General features: G+C 65.7%; 27 protein-coding genes. 11 read left to right on the forward strand and 16 right to left on the reverse strand.

Annotated features, from left to right (window positions below):
* The first annotated feature begins 1 nt into the window (after window position 1).
* Window positions 2-1,771 carry a branched-chain amino acid ABC transporter ATP-binding protein/permease gene (locus ACQR1D_RS22725; RefSeq protein ID WP_434838552.1) on the forward strand — a complete coding sequence of 590 codons (1,770 nt, stop codon included), beginning with the start codon at window positions 2-4 and terminating at the stop codon, window positions 1,769-1,771.
* Window positions 1,768-2,493 (forward strand): ABC transporter ATP-binding protein, encoded by a 726-nt coding sequence (locus ACQR1D_RS22730; protein WP_316216437.1) that lies wholly within the window; start codon window positions 1,768-1,770, stop codon window positions 2,491-2,493. Before ACQR1D_RS22725 ends, ACQR1D_RS22730 begins: the two co-directional genes overlap by 4 nt.
* A 29-nt stretch (window positions 2,494-2,522) precedes the next feature.
* Here the strand turns inward: ACQR1D_RS22730 and ACQR1D_RS22735 are convergent, their stop codons facing one another.
* From ACQR1D_RS22735 to ACQR1D_RS22760, 6 genes are all read right to left on the reverse strand, one after another.
* Window positions 2,523-3,329, reverse strand: coding sequence for a shikimate dehydrogenase family protein (locus tag ACQR1D_RS22735; RefSeq protein ID WP_315805731.1), 807 nt, complete (start codon window positions 3,327-3,329; stop codon window positions 2,523-2,525).
* A gap of 99 nt (window positions 3,330-3,428) precedes the next feature.
* On the reverse strand, window positions 3,429-4,574 hold the full coding sequence (locus tag ACQR1D_RS22740; RefSeq protein ID WP_315805730.1) for an ABC transporter substrate-binding protein: 1,146 nt from the start codon (window positions 4,572-4,574) through the stop codon (window positions 3,429-3,431).
* Window positions 4,575-4,787: 213 nt separating this feature from the next.
* A complete protein-coding gene (locus ACQR1D_RS22745; RefSeq protein ID WP_316238200.1) occupies window positions 4,788-5,207 on the reverse strand; it encodes an acyl-CoA thioesterase in 420 nt (139 codons plus the stop codon).
* A 209-nt stretch (window positions 5,208-5,416) separates the two neighbouring features.
* The gene (locus ACQR1D_RS22750; RefSeq protein ID WP_434838551.1) at window positions 5,417-6,181 is read right to left on the reverse strand and encodes an SDR family NAD(P)-dependent oxidoreductase; all 765 of its coding nucleotides are present in this window, start codon (window positions 6,179-6,181) and stop codon (window positions 5,417-5,419) included.
* Between the two features lie 26 nt (window positions 6,182-6,207).
* Complete coding sequence (locus ACQR1D_RS22755; RefSeq protein ID WP_434894065.1) at window positions 6,208-8,109, reverse strand: feruloyl-CoA synthase; 1,902 nt, start codon at window positions 8,107-8,109, stop codon at window positions 6,208-6,210.
* A gap of 1 nt (window position 8,110) precedes the next feature.
* Entirely contained in the window at window positions 8,111-8,914 is an 804-nt protein-coding gene (locus tag ACQR1D_RS22760) for a crotonase/enoyl-CoA hydratase family protein (protein WP_315805726.1), read from the reverse strand.
* Between the two features lie 924 nt (window positions 8,915-9,838).
* Here ACQR1D_RS22760 and ACQR1D_RS22765 point away from each other — a divergent pair.
* A complete protein-coding gene (locus tag ACQR1D_RS22765; RefSeq protein WP_315805725.1) occupies window positions 9,839-10,165 on the forward strand; it encodes a hypothetical protein in 327 nt (108 codons plus the stop codon).
* Window positions 10,166-10,375: 210 nt separating this feature from the next.
* On the opposite strand, the gene ACQR1D_RS22770 is transcribed toward ACQR1D_RS22765, so the two are convergent.
* From ACQR1D_RS22770 to ACQR1D_RS22785, 4 genes are all read right to left on the reverse strand, one after another.
* Window positions 10,376-10,855 (reverse strand): DUF3237 domain-containing protein, encoded by a 480-nt coding sequence (locus tag ACQR1D_RS22770; RefSeq protein WP_434838549.1) that lies wholly within the window; start codon window positions 10,853-10,855, stop codon window positions 10,376-10,378.
* Entirely contained in the window at window positions 10,855-12,174 is a 1,320-nt protein-coding gene (locus ACQR1D_RS22775; RefSeq protein ID WP_315805176.1) for a TRAP transporter large permease, read from the reverse strand. Before ACQR1D_RS22775 ends, ACQR1D_RS22770 begins: the two co-directional genes overlap by 1 nt.
* Before the next feature lie 6 nt (window positions 12,175-12,180).
* Complete coding sequence (locus tag ACQR1D_RS22780) at window positions 12,181-12,690, reverse strand: TRAP transporter small permease (RefSeq protein ID WP_315805177.1); 510 nt, start codon at window positions 12,688-12,690, stop codon at window positions 12,181-12,183.
* Window positions 12,691-12,942: 252 nt separating this feature from the next.
* Window positions 12,943-13,962 carry a TRAP transporter substrate-binding protein gene (locus ACQR1D_RS22785; RefSeq protein WP_434838548.1) on the reverse strand — a complete coding sequence of 340 codons (1,020 nt, stop codon included), beginning with the start codon at window positions 13,960-13,962 and terminating at the stop codon, window positions 12,943-12,945.
* Window positions 13,963-14,369: 407 nt separating this feature from the next.
* Here ACQR1D_RS22785 and ACQR1D_RS22790 point away from each other — a divergent pair, with 407 nt between their 5' ends.
* Window positions 14,370-14,783 (forward strand): PaaI family thioesterase, encoded by a 414-nt coding sequence (locus tag ACQR1D_RS22790; RefSeq protein ID WP_315805179.1) that lies wholly within the window; start codon window positions 14,370-14,372, stop codon window positions 14,781-14,783.
* A gap of 5 nt (window positions 14,784-14,788) precedes the next feature.
* Here the strand turns inward: ACQR1D_RS22790 and ACQR1D_RS22795 are convergent, their stop codons facing one another.
* A complete protein-coding gene (locus ACQR1D_RS22795; RefSeq protein ID WP_316238204.1) occupies window positions 14,789-15,673 on the reverse strand; it encodes a LysR family transcriptional regulator in 885 nt (294 codons plus the stop codon).
* Between the two features lie 120 nt (window positions 15,674-15,793).
* Between ACQR1D_RS22795 and ACQR1D_RS22800 the strand changes: the two genes are divergently transcribed.
* Window positions 15,794-16,435 carry a pyridoxamine 5'-phosphate oxidase family protein gene (locus ACQR1D_RS22800; RefSeq protein ID WP_434838547.1) on the forward strand — a complete coding sequence of 214 codons (642 nt, stop codon included), beginning with the start codon at window positions 15,794-15,796 and terminating at the stop codon, window positions 16,433-16,435.
* A gap of 77 nt (window positions 16,436-16,512) precedes the next feature.
* On the opposite strand, the gene ACQR1D_RS22805 is transcribed toward ACQR1D_RS22800, so the two are convergent.
* Window positions 16,513-17,241 carry a glutathione S-transferase family protein gene (locus ACQR1D_RS22805; RefSeq protein WP_434838546.1) on the reverse strand — a complete coding sequence of 243 codons (729 nt, stop codon included), beginning with the start codon at window positions 17,239-17,241 and terminating at the stop codon, window positions 16,513-16,515.
* 219 nt (window positions 17,242-17,460) lie between these two features.
* Between ACQR1D_RS22805 and ACQR1D_RS22810 the strand changes: the two genes are divergently transcribed.
* Together ACQR1D_RS22810 and ACQR1D_RS22815 are read left to right on the forward strand one after the other, a co-directional pair.
* Window positions 17,461-18,159 carry a helix-turn-helix transcriptional regulator gene (locus tag ACQR1D_RS22810; protein ID WP_315713748.1) on the forward strand — a complete coding sequence of 233 codons (699 nt, stop codon included), beginning with the start codon at window positions 17,461-17,463 and terminating at the stop codon, window positions 18,157-18,159.
* The gene (locus ACQR1D_RS22815) at window positions 18,152-18,472 is read left to right on the forward strand and encodes a YkgJ family cysteine cluster protein (RefSeq protein ID WP_316216426.1); all 321 of its coding nucleotides are present in this window, start codon (window positions 18,152-18,154) and stop codon (window positions 18,470-18,472) included. Before ACQR1D_RS22810 ends, ACQR1D_RS22815 begins: the two co-directional genes overlap by 8 nt.
* A gap of 24 nt (window positions 18,473-18,496) precedes the next feature.
* On the opposite strand, the gene ACQR1D_RS22820 is transcribed toward ACQR1D_RS22815, so the two are convergent.
* From ACQR1D_RS22820 to ACQR1D_RS22835, 4 genes are all read right to left on the reverse strand, one after another.
* The gene (locus ACQR1D_RS22820) at window positions 18,497-18,889 is read right to left on the reverse strand and encodes a hypothetical protein (protein WP_315805267.1); all 393 of its coding nucleotides are present in this window, start codon (window positions 18,887-18,889) and stop codon (window positions 18,497-18,499) included.
* Between the two features lie 139 nt (window positions 18,890-19,028).
* On the reverse strand, window positions 19,029-19,379 hold the full coding sequence (locus tag ACQR1D_RS22825) for a DUF3307 domain-containing protein (protein ID WP_315805268.1): 351 nt from the start codon (window positions 19,377-19,379) through the stop codon (window positions 19,029-19,031).
* A 316-nt stretch (window positions 19,380-19,695) separates the two neighbouring features.
* Complete coding sequence (locus tag ACQR1D_RS22830; protein ID WP_316182869.1) at window positions 19,696-20,577, reverse strand: DUF6537 domain-containing protein; 882 nt, start codon at window positions 20,575-20,577, stop codon at window positions 19,696-19,698.
* 20 nt (window positions 20,578-20,597) lie between these two features.
* Window positions 20,598-21,266 (reverse strand): Crp/Fnr family transcriptional regulator, encoded by a 669-nt coding sequence (locus tag ACQR1D_RS22835; protein ID WP_315713745.1) that lies wholly within the window; start codon window positions 21,264-21,266, stop codon window positions 20,598-20,600.
* 293 nt (window positions 21,267-21,559) lie between these two features.
* On the opposite strand from ACQR1D_RS22835, the gene ACQR1D_RS22840 reads away from it, so the two are divergent.
* The 4 genes from ACQR1D_RS22840 to ACQR1D_RS22855 all read left to right on the forward strand — a co-directional run bounded on the left by ACQR1D_RS22840 (window position 21,560) and on the right by ACQR1D_RS22855 (window position 25,121).
* Window positions 21,560-22,672: an ion transporter gene (locus ACQR1D_RS22840; protein WP_316182868.1), complete on the forward strand. Its 1,113-nt coding sequence runs from the start codon at window positions 21,560-21,562 to the stop codon at window positions 22,670-22,672.
* Window positions 22,669-23,463 carry an enoyl-CoA hydratase/isomerase family protein gene (locus tag ACQR1D_RS22845; RefSeq protein ID WP_316182867.1) on the forward strand — a complete coding sequence of 265 codons (795 nt, stop codon included), beginning with the start codon at window positions 22,669-22,671 and terminating at the stop codon, window positions 23,461-23,463. The genes ACQR1D_RS22840 and ACQR1D_RS22845 overlap by 4 nt, the downstream gene beginning before the upstream one ends.
* Before the next feature lie 157 nt (window positions 23,464-23,620).
* On the forward strand, window positions 23,621-24,355 hold the full coding sequence (locus tag ACQR1D_RS22850; RefSeq protein WP_316182866.1) for a helix-turn-helix transcriptional regulator: 735 nt from the start codon (window positions 23,621-23,623) through the stop codon (window positions 24,353-24,355).
* Between the two features lie 82 nt (window positions 24,356-24,437).
* On the forward strand, window positions 24,438-25,121 hold the full coding sequence (locus tag ACQR1D_RS22855; RefSeq protein ID WP_316182865.1) for an acyl-homoserine-lactone synthase: 684 nt from the start codon (window positions 24,438-24,440) through the stop codon (window positions 25,119-25,121).
* The last annotated feature ends 133 nt before the right edge of the window (window positions 25,122-25,254 follow it).

Raw genomic sequence — 25,254 nt, forward strand, 5'->3', positions numbered from 1 at the left:
CGTGCGCGAGCGTTGGCCTCTCATCGTCTTTGCCGTCATCGTTGCGGCGATCCCGTTCATTCCGGGCATGCCGCCGTTCTGGATCGTGCTGCTCGACAATATCGGCCTGTCCGCGCTGGTCGCGATGGGCCTGGTGCTGCTGACCGGCGTCGGCGGCCTCACCTCGTTCGGCCAGGCCGCCTTCGTCGGCTTCGGCGCCTACACGACCGCGGTGCTCTCGGCGCAGTATGGCATCTCGCCCTGGCTGACCTTGCCACTGTCGCTGCTGGTCTCCGGCCTCGCCGCGGTGCTGCTCGGCCTCGTCACGGTCAGGCTGTCCGGCCACTATCTGCCGCTCGGCACGCTGGCCTGGGGTCTCGGCCTCTATTACCTCTTCAGCAAGCTTGCCTTCCTCGGCCGCAATGACGGCATCTCCGGCATCCCGCCGCTGTCGATCGGCAGCCTCAAGATGCTCGATCCCGGCACGATCTATTTCGCGATCTGGGCCGCCGTTCTGATCTCTGCGCTGCTGACGATGAACCTGCTGGACTCCCGCACCGGCCGCGCCATTCGCGCCCTGCGCCGCGGCCACATCGCGGCGGAAGCGTTCGGCGTCTACGCACCCCGCGCCAAGCTGCTGGTGTTCATCTATGCCGCCGTGCTCGCCGGCCTCTCGGGCTGGCTCTATGCGCACTTCACCCGCGCCGTGAACCCGACGCCGTTCGGCGCCCAGGCCGGCATCGAATATCTGTTCGTCGCCGTCGTCGGCGGCGCCGGCTATGTCTGGGGCGGCGTGCTGGGTGCTGCGATCGTCGTTGTGCTGAAGGAGGTCCTGCAAAGCTACCTCCCGCTGCTGCTGCATGGCGAGGGCCAGCTCGAGACCATCGTGTTCGGCATCCTGCTCGTGACGCTCCTCCAGCTCGCTCCGACCGGCCTGTGGCCGTGGCTGACGGCGCGCCTGCCGTTCAAGCCGCTGGCGAAGAAGCCGGACACCACAATCAAGCTGCCGGCCCGCGAGCGGTCCGCGACGACGCCCAACGTCCTGCTGCAGGTCGACAACGCGCGAAAGCAGTTCGGCGGCGTGGTTGCGGTCAACAACGTCTCCTTCGACGTCCAGGCCCGCGAGATCGTCGCGCTGATCGGCCCGAACGGCGCCGGCAAGAGCACGACCTTCAACCTGATCACCGGCGTGCTGCCGCCGACCTCCGGCAACATCTCGGTGCTCGGCAAGGCCGTCGGCAACGCCCCGCCGCAGGACGTCGTCAAGCTCGGCATTTCCCGCACCTTCCAGCACGTCAAGCTGGTGCCGGACATGACGGTGCTGGAGAACGTCGCGATCGGCGCCCATCTGCGCGGCCATTCGAATGCGCTCACCAGCATGTTCCGGCTCGATCGCGCCGACGAGGCCAAGCTGCTCGCGGAAGCCGCGCGCCAGATCGAGCGCGTCGGGCTCGGCGACCAGATGCACCAGCTTGCTGGCTCGTTGTCTCTCGGCCAGCAGCGCATCGTCGAGATCGCCCGCGCGCTGTGCGTCGATCCGATGCTGCTCTTGCTCGACGAGCCGGCCGCGGGATTGCGCCACATGGAGAAGCAGCGCCTCGGCGCGCTGCTGCGCGACCTCCGCGCCGGCGGCATGTCGGTGCTGCTGGTCGAACACGACATGGGATTTGTCATGGATCTCGCCGACCGCATCGTGGTGCTCGATTTCGGCACCAAGATCGCCGAGGGCACACCAGCCGCGATCAAGACCAATCCCGAGGTGATCAAGGCATATCTCGGAGCCGCTGCATGAGCACCTTGCTGGAAGTCGCCGACGTCCACGTCTCCTACGGCAAGGTCGAGGCTGTCAGATCGGTCTCGCTGACCGTCGCCGAGAACGAGATCGTCACCATCATCGGCGCCAACGGCGCCGGCAAGACTACGCTGCTCAGCGCCATCATGGGCGTGTTTCCGCTGAAGGGCCGCGTCTCCTTCCTGGGCGAGGACCTGGCACGCTATGAGATCGAGGACCGCGTCGCGCGTGGACTGTGCCTGGTGCCGGAGCATCGCGAGCTGTTCGCCACCATGAACGTCGAGGACAATCTGCAGCTCGGCGCGTTCCGCATGAGCAAGGCGCACGCCGCGCGCGGCTTCGAGCACGTCTACACGCTGTTTCCGAAGCTCAAGGAGCGGCGCAAGCAGCTTGCCGGCACGCTCTCCGGCGGCGAGCAGCAGATGCTGGCGATGGGCCGGGCGCTGATGGGCGCGCCGAAGATGCTGATGCTGGACGAGCCCAGCCTCGGTCTGGCGCCGATCATCGTCGCCGGCATCTTCGAGATCGTCGCCAGGCTGCGCCAGGAAGGCGTCTCGGTGCTGCTGGTCGAGCAGAACGCCAAGGCCGCGCTCAAGGTCGCCGACCGCGCCTATGTCATGGAGCTCGGCGAGTTCGTGCTCAACGGCAAGGCCAGCGAGATCGCCACCGACGAGCGCGTGGCGGCGAGCTATCTCGGCTTCGCCGAGGCGGCTGCGAGCTGAGCCTGATGTCGATGGGGTGAGGCGCTGCTTCAGGAGGGCGCCTCCTTCGACAGCAGGAAATCGACCATCACGCGCTCCAGCGCCCGGTACATGTCGGTGCCGGTCGCCGTCAGGCAGCCGCGCTGGCGCGCAGCGGCGATGAACGGCGACACCTCCGGCCGGGTGATCACGCAGCCGCAATAGGCCGACGGGCTGACGGTCGCCATGTCGACCGGCAAGGGATCGCCGGGCTGCATGCCCGCCGGCGTCGCATTCGCGACCAGGTCGAAGCCGCTGGCATCGGTGCCGCCGACAACGGCGCGGCCTTTGCCCCGCTCGTTGAGGCGCGCGATCAGCACATCGCGGCGTCCGGGATCGCTGTCGTGAATGGCAAGCTCGCGCACGCCGGCATCGATCAGCGCCAGCGCAATCGCCGAACCCGCTCCGCCCGCGCCGATCTGCAACGCCCGGCATCCTGCGGGATCGAAGTCCTTGGCTTTCGCCGCGCCGACGAAGCCGAGGCCATCGACCATGTCACCGTGCCACCCGCCGCTTTCACCACGCCGCATCAAGTTGACGGCGCCGATGAACTGCGCACGCTCGGTGGCGGTCGCGCAGGCGCGGTAGCAGGCGAACTTGTGCGGGATCGTCGCGACGATGCCGTCGAGATTCCTGACCCGAGTCATTGCCGCCAGGAAGTCCGCGAGATCGCCCGGCGCGACCTGGACCGGGACGAGGATCGCATCGCTGCCCTGCTCGGCAAACGCCTGGCTCACGCCGGCCGGCGCACGCACCTGTGCGATCGGATCGCCGATGATGATGTGGAGCCTTGTGGCGCCGGTGGGGGCTGGGATCATGGCGGGCCTCTCGGAAAACTACAAAGATCCTCGTCCAAATGGCCGAAAGGCCGGCTCACGGAGCCGGCCTTTCTCAATCAGAAGCTATGGTCTCGCGGCTCACTTCGCCGGGACGTACTTCCCGTCCTTCACGGTCAGGATGATGCGGGAGCGGTCGTCGAGGCCCGAGCGATCCTTTTCGGTGAAGTTGTAGACGCCCTGCGAGGCCGCCATGTCCTTCTCGGTCATCAGCGCCTGGCGGATGGCTTCGCGGAACTCCGGCGTGCCGGGCTTGGCGGTCTTCAGCGCCACCGGGATGACGCGCTTGAGGATCTCGAACGCATCGAAGGAGTGACCGGCGAACTGGCTGCGGCTGTTCGGGCCATACTTGGCTTCATAGGCCTTGTTCAGCTCGAGGCCGGGCTTCTTGGTCAGCGCGCTGTCGTCCTGCGTCTCCGGCGACATCACCGGGCCGGAGGCCATGATCACGCCCTCCGCCGCCTTGCCGGCGATGCGGATGAAGTCCATGCTCGCGGCGCCGTGGGTCTGATAGATCAGGCCGGTGTAGCCGCGCTCGCGCAGCTCGGTCTGCGGCAGCGCCGCCGCGGTGCCGGAGGCGCCGACCAGGATCGCGTCCGGATTGGCGGCGACCAGCTTCAGCACCTGGCCGGTGACCGACGTATCGGGGCGCGCGAACCGCTCCTCGTCGGCAATCGTGATGCCCATCGGCACCGCCTGGTTCTTCAGATCGTTGAACCAGAGATCGCCGTAGGAGTCGGAGTAGCCGATGTAGCCGACGGTCTTGATGTTGTGCGCCTTCATGTGCTCGTACAGCACCTTGCCCATGATCGGCACCGGCTGCGGCATCACCACCGACCATTTCATCCGCTCAGGCGTGACCGGGAACGGCGCCAGGCCGAAATGCGGAATGCCGGCCTCGTTGGCGACGTTGGACACCGCGATGGTCGGCGGCGTCAGCGCCGAGCCCATGATGATGTCGGCTTTCGACTCCGTCACGAAGCGGCGCGCATTCGTCGTCGCCGTGGTCGGATCGCCGCCATCGTCGAGCACGATCACCTTGAGCGGCACGCCGCCGATCTCCTTCGGCACGAACTCGAGCGCATTGCGCTCGGGGATGCCGAGCGCCGCGCCCGGCCCCGTCGTGGTCGTGGTGATGCCGATGGTGATCTCGCTGGTCTGCGCCAGCGCAGGAGCAGCTGCGAGCATCGCGATGACGCCAGCCGCCGCCAGATAGGCCTTCCTCATAAAATCCTCCCTTGATCTTTTCGGTTCAGCTCGTGATCCGCCGATCCTGTTTGCAGTCCCGCCCCTTGTCCGGGGCGCCTTCCAACACGGCCGGCCGATATGTGTCCAAACGTGATCATAGCATTGAACACGAGAAGATCACGCCTCACCAGTCGACCAAAGCATGACAGCTGAACATCCTTAAGACGGTCGCATGTCGCACCCATTCCAGCCTTATCCACCGAGAAACTTGGCGCGCATCTCCTCGGGAAACGGCGCCGACTTCAGCTTGTCCGGGTCGGCCGGATCGCGCCCGACCAGCACCCGCGTCTCGAATCCCTCGATCGCCAGCGCCTCGCCCTTGAACACCTTATGGGTAACGTCGAAGGACGAGCGCTTGATGCTCTCGATCCGGCTCTCGATCGTGATCCAGTCGCCATAGGTCGAGGGGATGTAGAACTTGGCGCGGGTGTCGACCATGGGGATGCCGACCAGACCGTAGCGACGGACGATGTCCTGCTTGGAGAACCCGGCCGCCTCGAACATGACAGAGGTTGCATCGTCGAACATCGCGAAATAGCGCGGGTAGTAGACGATATTGGCGGGATCGCAGTCGCCCCACTGGATCTGCACGTCGCGGCGGTGGATGAACATTGGTTTGGCCTCGCTATCAGCCGTGTAGACGGTGCGCTCCCTCTCCCCGTTCTTTACGGGGAGAGGGCTGGGGTGAGGGGCAGCCACGCGCACCAGACTCGCGGAGAGCCCCCTCACCCGGATTGCATCTGGCGATGCAATCCGGCCTCTCCCCGCGCGCGGGGAGAGGCTGGCAGCGAGCCTCTGGCGAGTAGCTCGGCGCATCAATCCTACTTCGGCGCCATGCGCAGCGAGCCGTCGAGGCGGACGACTTCGCCGTTGAGGTAGGCGTTCTCGACCATGTGCAGCGCCAGCGCGGCAAACTCGTCGGCGTGGCCGAGACGGCGCGGGAACGGGATCGCGGCGGCGAGCGAGTCCTGGGCCTCCTGCGGCAGGTTGGCGAGCAGCGGCGTCAGGAACAGGCCGGGCGCAATGGTCAGCACGCGGATGCCGAACTGTGCGAGCTCGCGCGCGATCGGCAGGGTCATGCCGACGATGCCGCCCTTGGAGGCCGAATAGGCCGACTGTCCGATCTGGCCGTCATAGGCGGCAACGGACGCGGTGTTGATGACGACGCCACGCTCGCCGGTCGCCTGCGGCTCCAGCTTGGTCATGCCGTTGGTGACCAGGCGCAGCATGTTGAACGAGCCGATCAGGTTGACCTTGATGACCTTCTCGAAATCGGCCAGCGGCATCGGGCCGTCGCGGCCGACCACGCGCTTGGCGACGCCGATGCCGGCGCAGTTGACCAGCACGCGCGGCTGCTGCCCGAGCGCCTTGACCGCCTCGGCGACGCCGGCTTCGGCGCCGGCGGCGTCCGAGACGTCGCAGACCACCGAGACGCCGTTGATCTCGGCCGCAACCTCGGCCGCCAGCTTGGCGTTGAGGTCGAACACGGCGACCTTGGCGCCCTGCGCGGCGAGCTTGCGGGCGGTGGCGGCCCCGAGGCCGGAGGCGCCGCCGGTGACGATGGCGGCCTGATCCTTCAACAACATTGTCGTTTCTCCCTTGGATGCGTCGATCAGCCGGCGATGATGATGTCGTCGTCCGGCGTCGCGGCGTAGATGCGTTCGATCAGGTCCTTGCGGTTCTCCAGCACGGCGCGCTGGTTGATCGATCCCTTGTCGGTGACCTCACCCTTGTCGATCGACAGCGGCTCGCCGAGCAGCACGGCGCGCGTGATCCGCGTCGACGAGCCGGTCGCGGTGCCCTGGAACTTGGCGAAGCGCTCGCGGAACGCCTGGACGATGAGCGGATCCGCCGCCGTCGCGGCGAGATCGTCCATCGGCAGGGTCGCATTGATGAGCCGGCAGCCGTCGAGATCGAGCACGACGATGGCCGCGATCTCGTCGCGGTTGATGCCTGCGATGATGACGTCGCGCGCCAGCGGCGCGCAGGCGGCGATGAAGCGCGCCCTGAGAGGACCGACCGAGACCCAGGTGCCCGACGCCAGCTTGAAGTCCTCGGCAACACGGCCGTCGAAATCGAAGCCGGCATTGAAGTCGTCGGGATCGACGGGCTTCAGCGCGTCGCCCATCTTGTAGTAGCCTTCGTCATCAAAGGCCGCGGCCGAGACCTCCGGCAGGCGCCAATAGCCCGGCGTCACGTTCGGCCCCTTGGCGCGCACTTCCATCTTGCCGTTGTTGGGAACGAGCTTGGCCTCGTTGCCGGAGACCGGCAGGCCGACATGGCCGGAGCGGCTGGTGCGTGGATTGACCGACATGAAGAACGGTGCGGTCTCGGTGGAGCCGAGGCCCGTCAGCATCGGCACGCGATAGCCCGTCTCGGCCACCGAGAGCTCGTCGAGCTCGTTCCAGACATGCGGCGCCAGTGCGGCGCCGGAGAAGAACATCGCGTGCAGCCGCTGGAAGAAGGACTTCCGCAGCGCCGGGTCCTCGCGGAAATAGGGCAGCAGCGACTCATAGCCCTTGGGGACGTTGAAATAGACCGTCGGCGAGATCTCGCGCAGGTTTCGCACGGTCTCCTCGATGCCGCCAGGCACCGGCTTGCCCTGGTCGAGATACATCGAGCCGCCGTTGAACAAGGTCAGGCCGATATTGTGGTTGCCGCCGAAGGTGTGATTCCAGGGCAGCCAGTCGATGATGACGGGCGGCTCGTCCTTGAGGAAGGCGAGCGTCTCGCGGATCATCACCTGGTTGGCGCAGATCATGCGCTGGGTATTGATCACGGCCTTCGGATTGCCGGTCGAGCCAGAGGTGAGCAGGAATTTCGCGATCGTGTCCGGACCGATCTTGTCGTTGATAGCATCGAGGCCTGCAAACAGCGGCGACGCGATGAGATCGGCGAGCATCGTGACCTTGCGGCCCGGCACCGAGCCGAACGAGGCCACGATCTCGGTGCCGTCGGGCACGTTCGCGACGAGCGCGTCGGCGAACTTGTCGGCGTCGTCGACGAAGACGAGGCCCGGCGTCAGCAGCTTCATCAGATAAGCGAGCTTGCCGTAGTCGCGCGACACCAGCGAGTAGGCCGGCGACACTGGGCAGAAGGGCACGCCGGCATAGAGCGAGCCGAACGCGACCAGGGCATGATCGATCGAATTGCCCGACAGGATCATCACCGGGCGGTCCGGCGAGAGTCCGCGGGCGAGCAGCCCCGAGGCGATGTGCCGGCTCGCCGCCAGCAGTGTGGCATAGGTCAGCTCGCGCCAGCCCTCGGGCCCGACGCGCTCGGCCATGAACACGCGCTCTGGTGTGGCTTTGGCGAAGTGATGCAGCCGGTCCGTGATCCGCTGCGGATAGTCGCCGAGCGGCTGCTTCGGACGGAGATAGATGGTGCCGTCGTCGCGGCGATCGACGGTGACCGCGGGATCGTTGAACGAGATCGCGCGCAACGGATGAACACTGGCGGTGCGCGCCGTGTCGTCCGTTCCTCCCTGTGTGCTTCTTATTGTTTGTGTGGTCATGTCACGTCGGCTTCACTTTGGCGGTCTTGTGATCGAGGAAGGCGCGGATGCGACTCTTGGCCTCCTTGTCGCTCTGCGCGACGGTGGCCATCAGCGATTCCATCAGCAGGCCGGTCTGCGGATTGGCCTCCGCGATCATCGGCAGCGCCTGCAGCACCGCGAAATTCGTCAGCGGCGCGTTACCCGCGATCTTGGCGGCCAACTCCATGGCCTTGGTCATCGAGGCACCGGCCTCGACGAGATATTGGGCGAAGCCGTAGGACGAGCCTTCGGTCGCGGAATAGACGCGACCGGTCAGCATCATGTCCATCATGCGGGCGACGCCGATCAGGCGCGGCAGCCGCACCGAGCCACCGCCTCCGACGAAGATGCCGCGCTGGCCTTCGGGCAGCGCGAAGTAAGCCGACGGCTCGGCAACACGGATATGCGCGGCGCAGGCGAGCTCGAGACCGCCACCGATGACGGCCCCCTTCAGTGCGGCGATCACCGGCACGCGGCAATACTGGATGCGGTCGAACACGCGATGCCACATCTGCGAGTGCACCAGGCCCTCGGTCGCGTCGCGCTCGCGCAATTCGGAGAGATCGAGGCCGGAGGAGAAATTGTCGCCGAGGCCGTGGATCACGACGCAGCGGACGTCGTCGGGCAGGCTGGTGAAGCGCTCGCCGATGGCGAGGATGATGCCGTCATTCAGCGCGTTGCGCTTGGCCGGGCGGTTGAGCCCGATTGTCAGGACGGCGCCCTGCTGTTCGATCTGCAGCAGAGACGGATCGCCCGCTGGCGTGGCGGTGTCGGCGTTTCCCATCGCTTGATTGTGTCCTGTTCAGAATAGTTATGTTTTATAACGATCTTCGCGGGAGTCAATAAGCGGCGCCCGACATCATGTTGTGCGATGCAAAACAACAAGCCGCGGGGGGGAGCGGCCAGACGCAGCATGGTAAGGCCCGCCTGCGCGCAAAGGCAAATGACATGATCCGGCATTCCCGCGGCGAAATCACGCCCGGGGCTTTGCTGATCGTGTTCACCCTCCGGTGCGGAGGGCGCAGGGAAGGCCAGGCGTCGGCTGACGCCTGCGGCCCGCCTGCGAAAAGAATGCAGGCGGCAGGTACCACAGGTGCAGCCGAGAACGCCCGGCCTTCCCTGCGCGATGGTCTTCACGCTTATACGCAGTCTCCCTGGTGCACCGGCTTGTTGGCCACCATGATCCGCGCGGCGCGTTGGCGCCGTCGCGAACGTAACACCGGCAACGGGGTGTCAGGACGCTGCGACTTCACGTCCGCGTCACATCGTTCGTCCGCGCGCCCGAAGACACGCTGCGACATGATCGCGGCCACCGCTCCCCGCCCCGCGTGTCGTGACGATCGCGCGCTACGCCCCTCGGCTTGGGACGGGATGGCGCGATATGATCATAACTTCTGGAAAAACGCAAGATATTTTTGTTTTGCAAAAATCAAGGATCGGAGGCAACGGCGCCTCACCGCTCTCCGCTGTCGTCCCTGCGAACGCAGGGACCCATAACCACCGGCCCTCGTGAGATGAGGACTGCCAGTTATGCCCAACCGACAGATTCCGCGGTATGGGTCCCTGCGTTCGCAGGGACGACACCGCCGTTGCGGCGGGCAGCGTGGCCGACAGCAAAGTGAACGGCCGACAACATCGCATTCAGGGTGCCTTCAAAGCGCGCGCTGTAGAACCTCTACCGTCACCACACTTCCCAATGGAGGGGATCATGGTTTCGCTGAAGACATCTCTCGCAGGCGGCATCGCCGCGCTCGCCGTGACCACCACCCTGCTCGCCGGCGTGGCGCCGGCTCAGGCCCATGACGGCCGCAACGCGGCGCTTATCGGTGGTCTCTTGGTCGGCGCTCTCGTCGGCGGCGCGCTGGCGTCGGAAGCGCAAGCCTATGAGCCCGCGCCGGTCTACCGGTCGCACTATCGCGACGCGGCGTATGACGGCTACGGCTACGAGCGCTACCGTTACGTGCCGGCCCAGCGCTATCGCAATTGCGACCACGGCGGCTATGGCCGGGCGGCGGATTGGGACGACGAGGATTAGTCGCCGGCCTTCCCGAATACGAAGCTGTCGCGACGAACGACCCGGTCAGCCAAGAACTCCGTCATGCCCGGGCTTGTCCCGGGCATCCACGTCGTTCTCCGCAGCCGGAGGACGTGGATGGCCGGGACAAGCCCGGCCATGACGACGTGGAGACAGGCTACCGCCAAACTCAGGCCGCCTGATGCGATCGCACTACGCAGGCCGTGCAGCCTACAGCACCACGTGCACGTCGATGATGACGCGGTCGGCGTGCCGGGCCGCCGAGCCGACGAAGACGTACTCCATCAGCCAACGATATCTGTCGTGGCCGGTCTCGAACCGCGGGTGGGTGCGGAAGTAGATCAGCTTGGGATCGACCGGCTCGCCGCGCTTGAGCTTCTGCAACAGGTCGACCGGCCCGAAGCGGATGCCGCGGTTCTCGACGTAGATGGTGGCGCCGTCGTCGGTCTCGAAGGCGTATTTCGCTTCGAGGTCGATCAGCTCGTTGGGACGGATGACCTGGAAGTCGGCGCCGAAATTGCAGATCCTGCCGCTGATGCCCTCACCGGCGCGGCCGGGGCCCTTCACCTCGCCGCCATGGATCGGGATGATCCGGCGCACGCCGATGCCGGTCTCGCCGGCACTGGTGACGTCGCCGATCATCACGGTGAGGGTGAAGACGTAGCGGGTCTCGAGGATCGGGGTCGTCATCAGCGGGCCATCATCTGTTGCGGCAGCCAGGTGGCCAGCAGCGGGAAGGCGATCAGGATCACCAGGCGGATCAGGTCGGTGACGACGAAGGGCAGCACGCCCTTGAAGATCGTCGAGAACGACACGTCCTTCACCACGCTCTTGATGACGAAGACGTTCATGCCGACCGGCGGATGGATCAGGCCGAGCTCGACGGTCATCACGATGATGACGCCGAACCAGATCGGATCGAAGCCGAGATGGGAGATGACCGGGAAGATGATCGGCACGGTCAGGATGATCATCGCCATCGCATCCATCAGGCAGCCGAGCACGAGATACATCACCATGATCAGCGCCAGCACCCCGTAGGGGCCGAGGCCGAGGCCGGTGAGGAACTCCGTCACCTTCTGCGGCGTCTGCGTCACCGTCAGGAAGTAGCCGAAGATCAGCGCGCCGATCAGCACGGTGAACACCGCGGCCGCGGTGCGCGTGGCCTGCAGCAGCGAAGCCAGGATCTTGTCCTTGTCGAGCCGGCCGGTGAACACGCCGATCAGGAATGCGCCGGTGGCGCCGACGCCGCCGGCTTCCGTCGGCGTGAAGCGCGGCAGGAACGGCAGACCATAGAGACCGCCGATCACGAACAGGAACAGGAGCACCGGCGCCCAGATGCCTTTCAGGCCCGCGATGCGCTCGCGCCACGGCGGCGCCTCGCCCTTCGGGAGAAAATCCGGCCTGACACGGCCGATCACCGTGATGGTGATCATGTACATGGTCATCGCCAACAGGCCGGGGATGATGCCGGCGATGAACAGCTTGCCGATGTCCTGCTCGGTGATGATGCCGTAGACGGCGAGCACGGTCGACGGCGGCAGCATCGCGCCGAGCGTGCCGCCCGCGGCGATGACGCCGGTGGCGAAGGATTGCGGATAGCCGAAGCGGCGCATCTCGGGATAGGCCACCGCCGAGAACGTCGCGGCGGTCGCCACCGACGAGCCGCAGATCGCGGCGAAGCCGCCGCAGGCGGCGACGGTGGCGATGCCGAGCCCGCCACGCAGATGGCCGACGAAGCCGTTGGCGGCGCGGAACAGCTCGCGGCTCATGCCGGAGTTGGAGACGAACGTTCCCATCAGCAGGAACATCGGGATCACGCCGAACGTGTAGTCCGTGACCGTTCGCATCGAGGTCTGGCCGACCAGCTTCAGCGCCGCCGTGCCGTTGACGAGATAGGCGAAGCCGGAGACGCCGACGAGACCCATCGCCATGCCCACGGGCACGCGCAGCAGCATCAGCGCAAACAGCGCAACGAAGCCGATGACGGCAACCGCATCCGTACTCATGCGGCACTACTCCGTGGGCTTGACGTGAGGGTCATGAATCTCCTCGGGGTGGAAGATCAGGCGATAGGTCCGGATGGCGATCAGGAGCACCGCCGAAACGTCGCCGATCCAGGCGATGGCGAAGAACGGCCAGGTCGGCATGTGCAGATCGAAGGTGAGGACGTTGTCCTCATAGGTGCCGCGCACCTTGTCGAACAGGGTCCAGGTCTGCACCGTGACGACGAACAGCAGCACCAGCGTTGCGAAGATGTCGATCCAGCGCTGATAGCGCGGGCCGACATTGCCCCAGATCAGATCCACGGTGATGTGGGTGCCGCGATAGGATGTCGCAGCGATGCCCCAGAAGATCAGGATGCCGAGCAGCATGCGCCCGATGTCGAAGGAATCGGGGATCGAATAGTTCAGCGTGTTGCGGAGCAGCACCGACAGGAAGATGTCGAGCGCGACGATGCCGACGAAGAACGCCGCGATCCATTCGATCGCATCGATGATCCGGTCCATGTAGGCGCGCTGCATGGCGTCCCCGTTTGAAATCTGGTCGTAGGCTTGAAGATTGGAGCGCGCGCTGCCGCGCAGCAGGCGGTGGGCCCCCTCGCCCCGCCAGGGCGAAGCGAAGCTTCGCTAAGGCGGGGAGAGGGTTGGGGTGAGGGGGTACAGGTCTAACGGCTCGCACCACCCGTGCGGCTGCCCCTCACCCCGACCCTCTCTCCGTCAGAACGGGGAGAGGGAGCGCACCGTCTGCTGCGCAACAGCGCGATGTAAAGAGCGCTACTGCGCCAGCGCGTTGTACTTGGCGAGCGAGGCCTTCAGCTCGGTCATGGCGGCGTCGGCATCGACGCCGGTCTTCTTGACGCCATCGGCCCAGGTCTTGAACAGCGGCTCGGAGGCCTTTTTCCACAACGCGGTCTGCTCCGGCGTCAGCTTGTAGACCTCCTGGCCGGACTCGGCCTTGATCTTGTCGACGCCAGCGTCCTCGAACTTGCCCCAGGGCTCGCCGACCTTGCCGGCGGTCTCCGTGTTGCAATTGTCGTCGATCGCCTTCTTCTGCATCGCCGACATCTGGTTGTACTTGTCCTTGTTCATGACGAACACGAAGGTCGTCACGTAGAACGGCGCGTCCATGTGGTACTTCGTGACCTTGTCGACTCCGAACAGGACCAGCGAGCCCGCCGGAAAGGTGACGCCGTCAGCGACACCGCGCTCGATGATGTCGCGCACTTCCGGCGCCGACGACTGCACATTGGTGCCGCCGAGCAGGGTGACGAAATTGGCGATCGTCGCATCCGCCGGGCGGATCTTCATGCCCTTGACGTCCTCGGGCACGACGACCTTCTTGGTGCGGGTGTGGAAAGCCGAGGGCGTGTGGACGAAGGCGAGGCAATACTTGACGTCCTTCATCTCCTTCTCGGCATATTTTCGGTACCACGCGTCCAGACCTTCCGAGCCGCCCTTGGCGTCGGAGACCAGGAACGGCAGCTCGCCGGCGCCGATGATCGGGAAACGGCCGGGCTGATAGCCGGGATTCACATAGGTGACATCGGCGATGCCGTCGCGCGCCATGTCGTAATGGTCGAAGGCCTTGCCGAGCTGCTGGGCCGGGAACACCTTGCCCTTGATGGTGCCGCCCGCGGCCTTTTCGACCGATGCGGCCCAATCCTCCAGCGCCTTCTGCAGCGGATGGCTGGCGGGCACCCAGTGCGAGATCTTCAGCTCGAACGTCTTGTCCTGCGCGAGCACGGGGGTGGTCACACCGGCAGCCAGCGCCAACGCCAGAAGCGTCTTCCTCATCGGGATCCTCTCCTTCCATCATGGGCCTTCGAGGGCCCTTTGCTTCATTGTTATAGCATATAACCATCATTGCAAGCGTGACGGCAGACCTGCCGTCGCTGCACGCGCGAGCCTGCCCCTATCGCGCCAGCCAGCGCAAGCCTGGCAGACGAAAGTTGCAGCCGCGCGACCAATTCATTAACACGTTAAGCATCTTGAGTGCACCCGAAATTGCACGGCTGCGTCGGCACACCGCGAAATTGCCACGAGGGGTCGAGCGGCCCTGCGGCATCGTGCGCCATCTCCGCCGGCGTCGGCGCGCACCGTTTCAAACATCGGCGCAAAACACGTTTGAAACTTTGTAGGCGGTGCAAAACGCGCGGAGACGTCGTTGACTGCGGACATCGCCAGCAACGATCGAGACACGTGTGAGCAGCATTCCCGCCGGCTTCGAGCCGCATTTCCGCAAGAGCCCGTTCACCGATCCCTGGGAGCCGCTCTACGCCAGGAGAACCGACAAGGCCGTCATCCTCGGCCTGCGGCTCGCCGTGCCGCACACCAATTCGCGCGGGCTGATCCATGGCGGCCTGATCGCATCGCTGGCCGACAATGCGATGGGCTATAGCTGCGCCCAGACGCTGGGCTGGGAGGCGTCGCTGGTGACGATCAACCTCGCAGTCGACTACATCGGCAGCGCCGGGATCGGGCAGTGGCTCAGCGTCGAGAGCGACGTCATCAAGAGCGGACGCACCGTCTGCTTCGTGCAGAGCCTGGTGCTGGCCGACGACGCCGTGATCGCGCGGGCGAACGCAACGTTTCGCGTCGTGCCGAAGAAGGAGTGACGTCGTCAGCCGAAGCGCCAGTCGCAGGTCGTCGCGATCAGGTCGATGAAGGCGCGGACCTTGGCTGATAGGAGCCGGGAGCTCGGGAACACGATGTGGATGGGAAGTGGCGGCGGCTCGTATTTCGCCAGCACCCGCTTGAGGCGGCCGCCACGCAGCGCGTCGGCGGCCTGATAGGCCATCACCCGTGTCACGCCGCCGCCCGCCTCGGCATATTGGATCGCGGCGTCGGCATTGTTGGTAACGAGCCGCGGGCTGACCGCAATCCGCAGTTCCCTGCCCTCCTTGACGAAGCGCCATTCGTCGGCCGGGCCGAATTGGATGGTCTGGTGCTTCGCCAGCGCATCGGGTGTCCGCGGCTCGCCTTGGCCTTTGAAGTAGGCGGGAGCCCCGACCACGATCCGGCGCATGCTGCCGACCTGGCGGGCCACGAGCGACGAATCGCCGAGATGGCCGATCCGAACGGCGCAGTCGACGCCGTCCTCCACCAGATTGATCTGGCGGTCCTCGAGGCGCAGCTCGGCCGCGACCTCGGCATAGCGGCTCAGATAGGCGGCCATGACCGGACCGACATGGAGCCGGCCGAAGCCGACCGGCGCCGAGACCACCAGCCGCCCCACCGGCTGCAGGCGCTCGCTCTCCGCGGCGCGCTCCGCCTCCGCCAGATCGGCCAGGATGCGGCCAGCGCGTTCCAGATAGCGTCGTCCGGAATCGGTCAGCGTCACCGAGCGCGTCGTCCGCTGCAGCAGGCGGACGCCAAGATGCGCTTCGAGCGCGGCGACCAAACGGGTGACCGCCGATGGTGACAGCTTGAGCCGGCGCGCCGCCGGTGCGAAGCCGTTCAGCTCGGCGACGGTGACGAACGCCTGCATGGCATCGATGCGGTCCATGGGATTATTGCAACATCTGCAACGATCCAATGTCAACTGGTCAGATTATTTCCCTGGGGGATTGGGACCATATTGCCTTCACGGCGGCAGTCACGGCCGCAGCGACAAGGAGTCATTGCGATGACCCAGCCAACCATCCAGGCACCCGGCGACGTCATGTTCTCACCCGCCGTCAAGGCGATCCAGGCCCGCAAGGGGTCGCGCGAGAGCTACGCGCATGTGGAGCAGAGCCGCGGCTTTCGCCACGAGGTCGACGCCGATCTCGCCGGCCGCCTCGCCGAGGCCACGAGCTTCTATCTCGCCACCGCCTCGGCCGACGGCCAGCCCTATATCCAGCATCGCGGCGGACCGAAGGGGTTTCTCAAGGTGCTCGACAGCCGCACGCTGGCGTTCGCCGACTTCAGCGGCAACCGGCAGTACATCACCCAGGGCAATCTGTCGGAGAACCCGCACGCCTACATGTTTATCATGGACTACGCGCATCGCCGCCGGGTGAAGATCTGGGGGACGGCGCGGGTGGTGGAGGATGATGCCGCGCTGACGGCCTCGCTGATGCCGAGAGGCTACAGGGCGCGGCCCGAGCAGGTCATCCTGTTCACGATCAGCGCCTGGGACACCAACTGCCCGCAGCACATCCCGCAGAAGTTCGACGCGGCTGACGTCGCCGAAGCGCTGGCCGTTCGCGATGCGCGCATCGCGGAGCTTGAGGCCGAGCTGGCGAAGTTGAAGGGCGCCGGTGCGTCCCCCGCGTCGGTCTCATGAATGCATGGCGATAGCGAGATTCCGGGCGCAAGGCGTGCGGCCTTGCCCCGGAATGACGCTGCTTCTGACAGGCCTGTTCAGGCGGCCTCCGCCGCCCTGCCCCATTCGAACTCGGGGTAATACTGCGCCATCATCCGGTCGGCATACGCGACCAGGTTGGCAAAGCCTTCGGCGCGCCGGCGCAGCTCGGAGTCGAAGAACGGGGTGAGGATGCCGGCGATGACGGCGAACGCCGTCGCGTCGGTGCCGCATGGACGATCGCCCATCAGATAGAGCCGGTCGCCGAGCTGCACCGAGAGCGCCCGCAGCGACCGCGCAGCGAGATCGACGTCCTCGTCCGGCGCGTGGCGGCCGAGCCCGGAGATCAGATAGTTCTCGGCGACACGAAACTGCGCGTCCTCCCGCAGCTTCTCGCGCTTGTCGGCCGGCACGCCGTCGAAGAAATGCGCCGGCCCCTTGGCGAAGTTGACCGGATCGACCCAGCGTGCCCCGACCAGCGCGAAATACAGATGATGCTCGATCATGCGCTCGAACCCCCAGGCCTGCGCCCGCGCGCGCACGTCGAGTCCGGAATCGAAGTCGAAGCCGTATTTGCGCTCGATGTGGGCACGGATGAAGGTCGAATCGGCAATCAGCTCGCCGCCGTCGTCGATGAAGGGCAGTTGCCCCTTCGGCGACGCCGGCGGCATCGCCCGCTGCTTCCGAAAAGCGAGGCCCGCCATCTTCAATTGCACCTCCGTCTTGGTGACGAAGGGGCTGATCTCCGGCAGGCCGAAGCCCGCGCCCAAACCGAACAATGTGATCATGACAGCACTCCCGACTTCCTGAGCAGACGCCGGACGCTACGGACGTGCTGCTGCCACCATGGTGTCAGCAGCGGCAGTAGCGTGGTGGCCAGGCCCAGGCCATAAAACATCATCATCGACATCACCCCTTCAATCTCGTTGTTGGCCCGGTATAAGGACAGGCTGCTGCCAGCATCCTGTCAGCATCGGCGGGGGTGCTCGCCGCTCGCAGGACACACCATGAGACGCGCCGACCGGCTGTTCCAGATCATCCAGGTGCTGAGACGCACGCGCCGCCCATTGACGGCGGATGCGATCGCGGCCGAGCTCGAGACCTCGAAGCGCACGATCTATCGCGACATCGCCACCCTGATCGGGCAGCGCGTGCCGATCCGCGGCGAGGCCGGCATGGGCTACATCCTGGAGAAGGGTTTCGATCTGCCGCCCTTGATGCTGACGCCGGACGAGATCGAGGCGGCGGTGCTTGGCGCGCAATGGGTCGCGGTCAACGCCGACCCGGTGCTGGCGCGCGCGGCGGAAGACCTGATGGCCAAGATCGCCGACACCGTGCCGGAGCGCTTAAGGCCATTCGTACTGGAGCCGGCGAGCCGCGCGCCGCGGCCGTGGATGCGCGAGCCGGACCGCATCGACATGTCACGCACGCGTTCGCAGATCCACGAGGGACGCAAGATCCGCTTACGCTATCGCGACGAGCAGGGCCGCGACAGCGAGCGCGTGATCTGGCCGATCGCGATCGGCTATCATGACGCGGTGCGCATCCTCGCCGCCTGGTGCGAGCTGCGTCGCGACTTCCGCAGCTTCAGGACCGACCGTGTCGTCGAGGCGGATTATCTCGACGACAAATATCCTGAAAGGCGCGAAGCGCTGCGCGCCAAATGGCGGCGCAGCCTGGTGTGGGAGGTTCCCAAGGATGTCTGAACAGGTGTCTGGCGAGACTGACAGCAGCCCCTGTCAGAGCTGCGGCGCGTGCTGCGCCTATTCGTCGAACTGGCCGCGCTTCACGATCGAGGAGGATGAAGCCCTCGACCTGATCCCGGCCGAGCTGGTCAACGAGCGGCTGTCGGGCATGCGCTGCGACGGCGACCGCTGCTGTGGGCTCGATGGCGAGATCGCGCGCGCCGTCGCGTGCCGGATCTACGCGATCCGCCCCGAGGTGTGCCGCATTTGCATGCCGGGTGACGCCGAATGCGCGATGGCCCGGCGCAAGTTCGGGCTGCCGGTGCTCGCCTGAGCCAAAGGCTAGGAAGACGGGGAGTCAGGCCGTGACCGGCTCGGGGCTGTCGTCGAGATCGTCCTCGAACGGCTTCATCACCGAGAGCGGCTTGGTCGACAGCGAGATCGGCTTGCGGCTCGAGGTCGCGCTGGCCGGACCCGCCCGACCGCCGCGGGACTGCGCATACAGCGCCGATCCGACCCGGCCGCCGAACTGCGACAGGTCCTGCTCGCTGCAGGTGGATGCAATCGCAAGCGCCAGCGGGTGAAGATGCGTGCGCCTGTAACAGAACAGCGCCAGCATGGCCCTCACATCGGCGGAGACGCTCTCGACCAGCGCGGGCAGCCCGTTGGCGTCGGCACGGTAGAGCTCGCCGAGAAGCTCGTCGCCGACCGGGCACGAATCGCTGTCGAACGCATCGCGACTTTGAAGCATCTGTTTGATTGCCATGGCGCGACGATGCGGCGCGAATCGCTAACGTCCGGTTAACCAAACCGAACGGTCGTCCCACCCCCGGCTTGACACGGGGCTGCCGCCGTCGGCGCAGCTTCGCCGCGACGCACCGCGACCGGACTCAGCCGTTCGCGGCCATGAAGATCGAGAGCCCGAATCCGGTGAGGTGATGCAGCGCCTGATCGACGCCGATCAGGGTCCAGAACCATCGGTGCTCGGTGTTCATGCCGAACCGCGACGAGCAGATGCCCTTGATGCGATCGATGGTGATGTGAATGGCGAAGTCGATCACGGCGACGAACCAGAATCTCGGCGCGACGATCAGGATCAGAACCATGGCGACGGCGAGATGGATCAGGCAGTGCACCAACAGCGGCAGCGCCCAGCCCTTCCGTTGGTCCTTGCCATAGGCCATCCAGGCGTTCTGCAGAACGAAGTCGCCAATGATGTGCTTGAAGGTCAGCAGCAGCATCCAGCCGACCAGCGCACCAACCGGAACCTGCGACGACAAAGAAGGAAAAGACAAAGCTGACGCTCTCGCTACGACTAACCCTTGGAACCAACCCTGGGAACCAACCCTTGGACGCACGGGGAACTGGAGGCGTTCAGCGCAATCTGATGAGAATACCCGGCCAATTCGACGCGTATGCGACGCTTATGACATCTCCGGTAGCGAATTGCACGCGAAAGGGAACCTCAAATCACGCCCTGCTACCCTTCCCGGCAATTCCGCGGGGGTAAGGTTACCCGCCACCGTGCATCTGCGAACCGGCCGCAGTCGCGGTGTTTCATTCCGCGGCGTCGGTCTTCGGTGCTGACAGCGCCCTCGCCCGGATCTGCGCGATGGCCCGCTTCAGCGCGCCCTGTCCCGGCTCTGCCAGCGCAACGGCGCGCGCCTCGGCGATGGCGGAGGCGAGATCCGAGATCGGCAGCACGCCATCGAAGGTGGGCTTGGCCAGGCCATCGATGATGGCATGCCAATCGGCGAGACCCTGCCGGTAGCCGTCGCCCTGTCCCTGGATCATGGTCGCCGTGCCGATCACGGCGGACGCCGCCGCAGGCTGCTTGTCCAGCGCACGCGCGATCATGTGCAGCCACCGTTCGGCCCAGGCGCGCTCCTCGCCATAGCGCACCGACTGCAGCCGCCAGCGCCGCAGGCCGGCCATCAGCTTGAGACGGCGAATGGCGAGCGGCGATCGAACCGAGAAGCGGACCTTGACCCGGCGCCGGCCCAGCCAGCCGACCTGCTCGAAGGCTGCCAGCAACGATTCCGCCACGGCCTGCGGCAGCACACCGATCAGTTCGTCGAGGCGAAACCGCCGCACGTCATCGCTCTCGCGTCCCCCCGGGCGCTGCCCCATGTCGAGGCTGATCAATCTGAGCTGGGCGATCCGGATCGGATCCTCGTAGGCCATGCGGGCGGCCAGCAGCTGCGCGATCTGAGACAGCATGCCGGCATCGACGTTCGATCTGCGCACGAATCGCTTGATGCGATCGACGTAGAGCTGCGCATAGCTCGCGCCCTGATACTCCATCAGCAGATGGATGCCGTCGCTCACCGTCGGCACGGCGGCGTCAGGCAGGCCCTGAGGCAGAAAAGGCGGCTCGCCATCGTCGTCGCCGATGACGTCGGCGAACAGATATCGCAGCGAGGACCGGACGCTTTCCACTGGGCTTCAGGCTCCCCGGATCACGCCGGCTTGGCGACGGGCGCCGGCGCGGTGGTCTGTTGCGCCAGCCGCCGCTCGAGCGTTTCGATGTTCTGGAACAGCCGGGCGCTGGCGAGGCGCAGGAAGTAGAAGGCGAAGGCGGGGTTCTGGACGTAGAGCTGCTCGACCTGGTCGTAGGACACCGACAGGATCAGCCCGCCCTCGACGCATTCCAAGGTCTGCGTGCGCGTATTGGACGGGGAAATCATGCCGAACTCGCCGACGATCGCGCCCACCGGCAGCTCGATGCCGGATTCGACCAGGCGGAAGCGGCCGCTGACGATGTAGTACATGCTGTCGGCCTTCTCGTCCTTGTAGAACAGCACCTCGCCGGGACCGCATTTGCGCTCGGTCATGAACGGCTTCAGCCATTCCATGGAGAGGTCGCTGTTGACCGACTGCTTCACGTCGCGGACCAGTTGCAGCATCTGGTGGAGCCGGTAACTGTTGAGCGGCAGCAGCACCCCGTGCAGGATCAGGACCGGATAGTTGTGCATCGGCACCGCGGTCGCGATCAGGACGATGTTGGTGAGGATGGCGAAAACCCGCAGCGGAATCATGGTCCGCATCGACAGCGTGGCGACCACGAAGATCGAGGCGAAGAGGCTGCCGGCGGCGCCCGCATGTTCGACCAGGTGTGAGGTATCCATTGGGATCAACCAGACTCTTGGGACGCAGGAGGGCGGACGCTCGGTTCCGGCCTCCTTTTGCCTAATTTAGCGTGTCCATGCCGACCTCTGATATACGGCGAACAGACGACGTTTGAACCGGTATTTGAGCCGACACTCAAAAATTCCCGCTCGAAGTAGGACGGTTTGGACCTGCCGGAGGCACCCGCGCAACCGACCGGCCCGCATCGTTGACGGGATTCCCCCGATCGGGGCACCTTGCCGCCGCCGCGATCTCCTGCGGCTCTGAGATCAGCGACCGACGCCCGCCAGCAATGACCAAACCGCAGCACCCTGCCCTGGCGGCATTCGTCACCGCGCTGGCCGGACGCAACATGACCAAGGCGGCCTTTGCGGCCGTGGCGCTCGGCATGAGCGCCATGGTGCTGTTGACGATGGACCCGGCCTACGAGGCCGGACGGCGCTGGATCATCGCCCTGCTGTGCGGATGCCTTGTCTTTTTCGTCGTCGAATGGGCGGTTCGGGTTCAGCAGGCGGCCCGGGCGCATCGCGTCGCCGCCTACCTCATGTCGGGCCGGGGACTGCTGGACACGATCTCCGCTCTCGCCGTGCCGACCGCGCTGGTCTCGGGCATGGAGGCACGCACGGCGTGGCTGCTGGCGGTCATCTGGGTGCTCAAGGTGATCCCCGGCGTGCCTGGCCTGCGCCGGCTCCGCCGGGTGCTGGTGTTGGAAGCGCGTCCGCTGCTGTCGGTGCTGGTGCTGTTCCTGGTGGTGCTGTTTGTCGGATCGGTCGCCGAATACGCGCTCGAACATGACGAGCAGCCGGCCACCTTCGGCAGCATCCCGTCCGCGCTGTGGTGGGCGGTCGTGACCCTCACCACCACGGGCTATGGCGACGTGGTGCCGGTCACGCCGCTCGGGCGGGTGGTCGCCGCCACGGTGATGATCTCCGGCCTCGGCGTGTTCGGCCTATGGACCGGCATCCTGGCGACCGGCTTCGCCGCGGAAACCCGGCGCGACAACTTTCTCAAGACCTGGGAATCAGTCAGCAAGGTACCGTTCTTCGCCAGCCTCGGGCCCTCGACGATCGCCGACGTCACGCAAATGCTGCGCACCATCGACCTGCCGCCCCGCGCCACCGTGATCCGCAAGGGCGAGCCGGGCGACTGCATGTATTTCATCGCCTCCGGCGAGGTCGAGGTCGACCTTCCCGGCAAGAAGGTCCGGCTCGGCGAGGGCGCGTTCTTCGGCGAGATGGCCTTGCTCGGGAACAACCTGCGCTCGGCCGACATCAGCACGACAGGGCTGTCGAAGCTGCTGGTCCTCGACCTCGTCGATTTCCGCGTGCTGATGGCACGCCACCCCGATCTGGCGCAGAGCATCGCTGCCGAGGCGAGGCGCCGAACCATGGAGAACAGGACATGACGACCGGACGGACCACCCAGGCCGATGACGCGCCGAGCATGCCGCTGCTCACCATCGACGGCGCCCGCGCCACCATTCGGCTCAATCGTCCGCGCCATCTCAACCGGCTCCAGCCGGAGGACCTCGCCGAGCTGCTGGCGCTGTTCGACCGGGTCGAGGCCAACGCCGCCTTGCGCGTGCTGGTCTTGACCGGCACCGGGCGGGCGTTCAGCGCCGGCTTCGACCTTGGCGCCATCGGCGCAACGCCGGCGGATAAGGCCGAGGCTTCCAGCCCGGCATTCGAGGAGGTCGTCGACCGGCTTGAGGACCTCGCTTTGCCGACGATCTGCCGGCTCAACGGCGGGGTCTATGGCGGCTCGACCGATCTGGCGCTGGCCTGCGATTTCCGGATCGGAGTCGATACCAGCGAGATGTTCATGCCGGCGGCGCGGCTCGGGCTGCACTATTACCCCAACGGCATCAAGCGCTACGTGTCCCGCCTCGGCGTCGATAATGCGAAGCGTCTGTTCCTGACGGCGGAGAAGATCGGCGCGGCCGAGATGCTGCGCATCGGCTATCTCACCGGCATGGTGACGGCCGATGCGCTCGATGCGGAGGTCGACCGGCTGGCGACGGTCCTGGCCGGCAACGCCCCCCTGGCCATGCGCGGCATGAAGCGCGCCATCAACGATTTCGCGCGCGGAGCCCTCGACGATGCGACGGCGCGCCGCAGGCATCAGGACAGCATGCGCGGCGCCGAAATCCAGGAAGGCATGAAATCGTTTGCAGAGAAAAGAACCCCGAAATTCTGAGCGCAGCCGCGCTCCGAACTCATAAATTTTGCATGCAAATGTCTGTATCCAGCCGGTGCTCCGACACACGCTCAACGAACTATCGACCTAAATCTCCAATTTGCGGTTGACAGCCTTTTGTCCGTGGCTAGCTTGAACCACGGGCGGAGACTTTCACATGCAAGTGATGGACGCGTATTGGGGACGACGAGCTCTGGAGTACGTCGATGCGATCGAAGCGTCGAAGACCAGCGCGAGCGTGCTCTCCCAGTTCGAGAAGATGATCAGCGACCTGGGCTTTCACGCCTACATCATGGCCGGCGTGCCGACCTCGGGCCAATCGCTGCAGCAAACCATTCTCGCCAACGGCTGGCCGCGGGAATGGTTCGACATGTATGCGCGCGAGCAGTTTCACCGCTGCGATCCGATTCCGCGACACTGCATCTCGACATTGAATCCATTCGCGTGGTCTGAGGCTCCCTATGACCGCGAGGACGAGCCCGGCGCGCATGAGGTGATGATGCGCGCGAAGGACTTCCGATTGAACGAAGGCTTCTGCGTCCCCATCCACTACGACGATGCCGTGGGCGCCGTCAGCCTTGCAGGCGAAAATCCGAATCTCGCTCCGGACGCGCGGGGCGCGCTGCACCTGATCAGCATCTTCACCCACAGCCGGCTGCGCGCGCTGGCGCGCTCGGCCGCGAGCAACCAGGGCCGACGCCTGTCGCGGATCGAGGCCGAGGTGCTGGGCTGGGCGGCGCGCGGCAAGACCGCGTGGGAGACGGCGCGCATCCTCGGCGTCTCCGAACGCAACGTCCGGTGGCATCTGGAAGAAGCGCAGCGCAAGCTAGCAACCAAGAACAAGACGGCGACGGTTGCGACCGCTCTTGTCAACGGCGAGATCTCGATCTGATCTGGCGTTTCTCCCACTGGATCAATTCGAGCGCATCGGCAATCTGCAAACCCCAATTTGATTCAGACGACCGGGGGTTTCGATGCCTGAGATTCATGTCGTTCGAAAAGATAATCGCGCTCTGTACGAGAAATATTTCGATTCGTATTACCGTCTGCGCCACGAGATCTACGTCAAGCAGCGCAAGTGGATGGCGCTCGATCGTCCGGACGGGCGCGAGATCGATCAGTTCGACACCGAGGATTCGGTCTATCTGTTCTGCATCGACAAGGGCCAGTTGATCGGCTCGATGCGCGCGGTGCCGACGCTGCTGCCGACGCTGATGAGCGACATCTTCCCGTATCTGAATCTGCGCGGCCCGATCCAGCGCCCCGACGTCTACGAGCTGTCGCGCATCTTCGTGATCCCGGAGCGCCGCGGCGAGCACGCCGGCCCGCGGGTCGACATGCTGCTGCTCACTGCAATCATGGAATACGGCATCTCGATCGGGCTGACCGGCTTTTCGATCGTGCTCGAAACCTGGTGGCTGCCGCGGTTCGAGAAGTGCGGCTGGAAGGCGCGGCCGCTCGGCGTACCTCACATGATGGACGGGATGTCGGTGATGGCCGTGCTCGTCGACTGCGATGAAACGACATGGAAGTCACTCTGCGAGCAGATCGGCCTGACGCGGCCGACGCTGACGTGGCAAGGGCTCGAAGACGTCAGCCGCCAGGCCCTGCCGGATATCTTTCTTCATCTTCCACCAGCCGCTCAGCCAGCGCAATGAGCTGTTCCCGGTGCCGCTTCAGCCTGAGCTTATGGAAGGCCTTCAAGAGGCGGTGACCAAGGAGCGTCGCCTCATCCACCTCGAGGGCATAAAGGTTGGACGGCGTGTTCATGGAATCCATCGCTGACACTTC

It is taken from the genome of Bradyrhizobium sp. HKCCYLRH2047 (assembly GCF_051168175.1).
In the GTDB taxonomy this organism is placed as follows: Bacteria; Pseudomonadota; Alphaproteobacteria; order Rhizobiales; family Xanthobacteraceae; genus Bradyrhizobium.

Excerpts from the sequence above, each read along its gene's own strand:
- ACQR1D_RS22785 (WP_434838548.1), bottom strand. The coding sequence starts at position 13,962 with ATGAGGAAGACGCTTCTGGCGTTGGCGCTGGCTGCCGGTGTGACCACC.
- ACQR1D_RS22750 (WP_434838551.1), bottom strand. The coding sequence starts at position 6,181 with ATGTTGTTGAAGGATCAGGCCGCCATCGTCACCGGCGGCGCCTCCGGC.
- ACQR1D_RS22845 (WP_316182867.1), top strand. The coding sequence starts at position 22,669 with ATGACGACCGGACGGACCACCCAGGCCGATGACGCGCCGAGCATGCCG.
- ACQR1D_RS22825 (WP_315805268.1), bottom strand. The coding sequence starts at position 19,379 with ATGCTGCTGCTGACCTTCAAGCACATCATTGGCGACTTCGTTCTGCAG.
- ACQR1D_RS22730 (WP_316216437.1), top strand. The coding sequence starts at position 1,768 with ATGAGCACCTTGCTGGAAGTCGCCGACGTCCACGTCTCCTACGGCAAG.
- ACQR1D_RS22810 (WP_315713748.1), top strand. The coding sequence starts at position 17,461 with ATGAGACGCGCCGACCGGCTGTTCCAGATCATCCAGGTGCTGAGACGC.
- ACQR1D_RS22760 (WP_315805726.1), bottom strand. The coding sequence starts at position 8,914 with ATGGGAAACGCCGACACCGCCACGCCAGCGGGCGATCCGTCTCTGCTG.
- ACQR1D_RS22780 (WP_315805177.1), bottom strand. The coding sequence starts at position 12,690 with ATGCAGCGCGCCTACATGGACCGGATCATCGATGCGATCGAATGGATC.
- ACQR1D_RS22850 (WP_316182866.1), top strand. The coding sequence starts at position 23,621 with ATGCAAGTGATGGACGCGTATTGGGGACGACGAGCTCTGGAGTACGTC.
- ACQR1D_RS22820 (WP_315805267.1), bottom strand. The coding sequence starts at position 18,889 with ATGCTTCAAAGTCGCGATGCGTTCGACAGCGATTCGTGCCCGGTCGGC.
- ACQR1D_RS22805 (WP_434838546.1), bottom strand. The coding sequence starts at position 17,241 with ATGATCACATTGTTCGGTTTGGGCGCGGGCTTCGGCCTGCCGGAGATC.
- ACQR1D_RS22815 (WP_316216426.1), top strand. The coding sequence starts at position 18,152 with ATGTCTGAACAGGTGTCTGGCGAGACTGACAGCAGCCCCTGTCAGAGC.
- ACQR1D_RS22770 (WP_434838549.1), bottom strand. The coding sequence starts at position 10,855 with ATGACGACCCCGATCCTCGAGACCCGCTACGTCTTCACCCTCACCGTG.
- ACQR1D_RS22735 (WP_315805731.1), bottom strand. The coding sequence starts at position 3,329 with ATGATCCCAGCCCCCACCGGCGCCACAAGGCTCCACATCATCATCGGC.
- ACQR1D_RS22795 (WP_316238204.1), bottom strand. The coding sequence starts at position 15,673 with ATGGACCGCATCGATGCCATGCAGGCGTTCGTCACCGTCGCCGAGCTG.
- ACQR1D_RS22855 (WP_316182865.1), top strand. The coding sequence starts at position 24,438 with ATGCCTGAGATTCATGTCGTTCGAAAAGATAATCGCGCTCTGTACGAG.
- ACQR1D_RS22765 (WP_315805725.1), top strand. The coding sequence starts at position 9,839 with ATGGTTTCGCTGAAGACATCTCTCGCAGGCGGCATCGCCGCGCTCGCC.
- ACQR1D_RS22840 (WP_316182868.1), top strand. The coding sequence starts at position 21,560 with ATGACCAAACCGCAGCACCCTGCCCTGGCGGCATTCGTCACCGCGCTG.
- ACQR1D_RS22755 (WP_434894065.1), bottom strand. The coding sequence starts at position 8,109 with ATGACCACACAAACAATAAGAAGCACACAGGGAGGAACGGACGACACG.
- ACQR1D_RS22800 (WP_434838547.1), top strand. The coding sequence starts at position 15,794 with ATGACCCAGCCAACCATCCAGGCACCCGGCGACGTCATGTTCTCACCC.
- ACQR1D_RS22775 (WP_315805176.1), bottom strand. The coding sequence starts at position 12,174 with ATGAGTACGGATGCGGTTGCCGTCATCGGCTTCGTTGCGCTGTTTGCG.
- ACQR1D_RS22745 (WP_316238200.1), bottom strand. The coding sequence starts at position 5,207 with ATGTTCATCCACCGCCGCGACGTGCAGATCCAGTGGGGCGACTGCGAT.
- ACQR1D_RS22740 (WP_315805730.1), bottom strand. The coding sequence starts at position 4,574 with ATGAGGAAGGCCTATCTGGCGGCGGCTGGCGTCATCGCGATGCTCGCA.
- ACQR1D_RS22835 (WP_315713745.1), bottom strand. The coding sequence starts at position 21,266 with ATGGATACCTCACACCTGGTCGAACATGCGGGCGCCGCCGGCAGCCTC.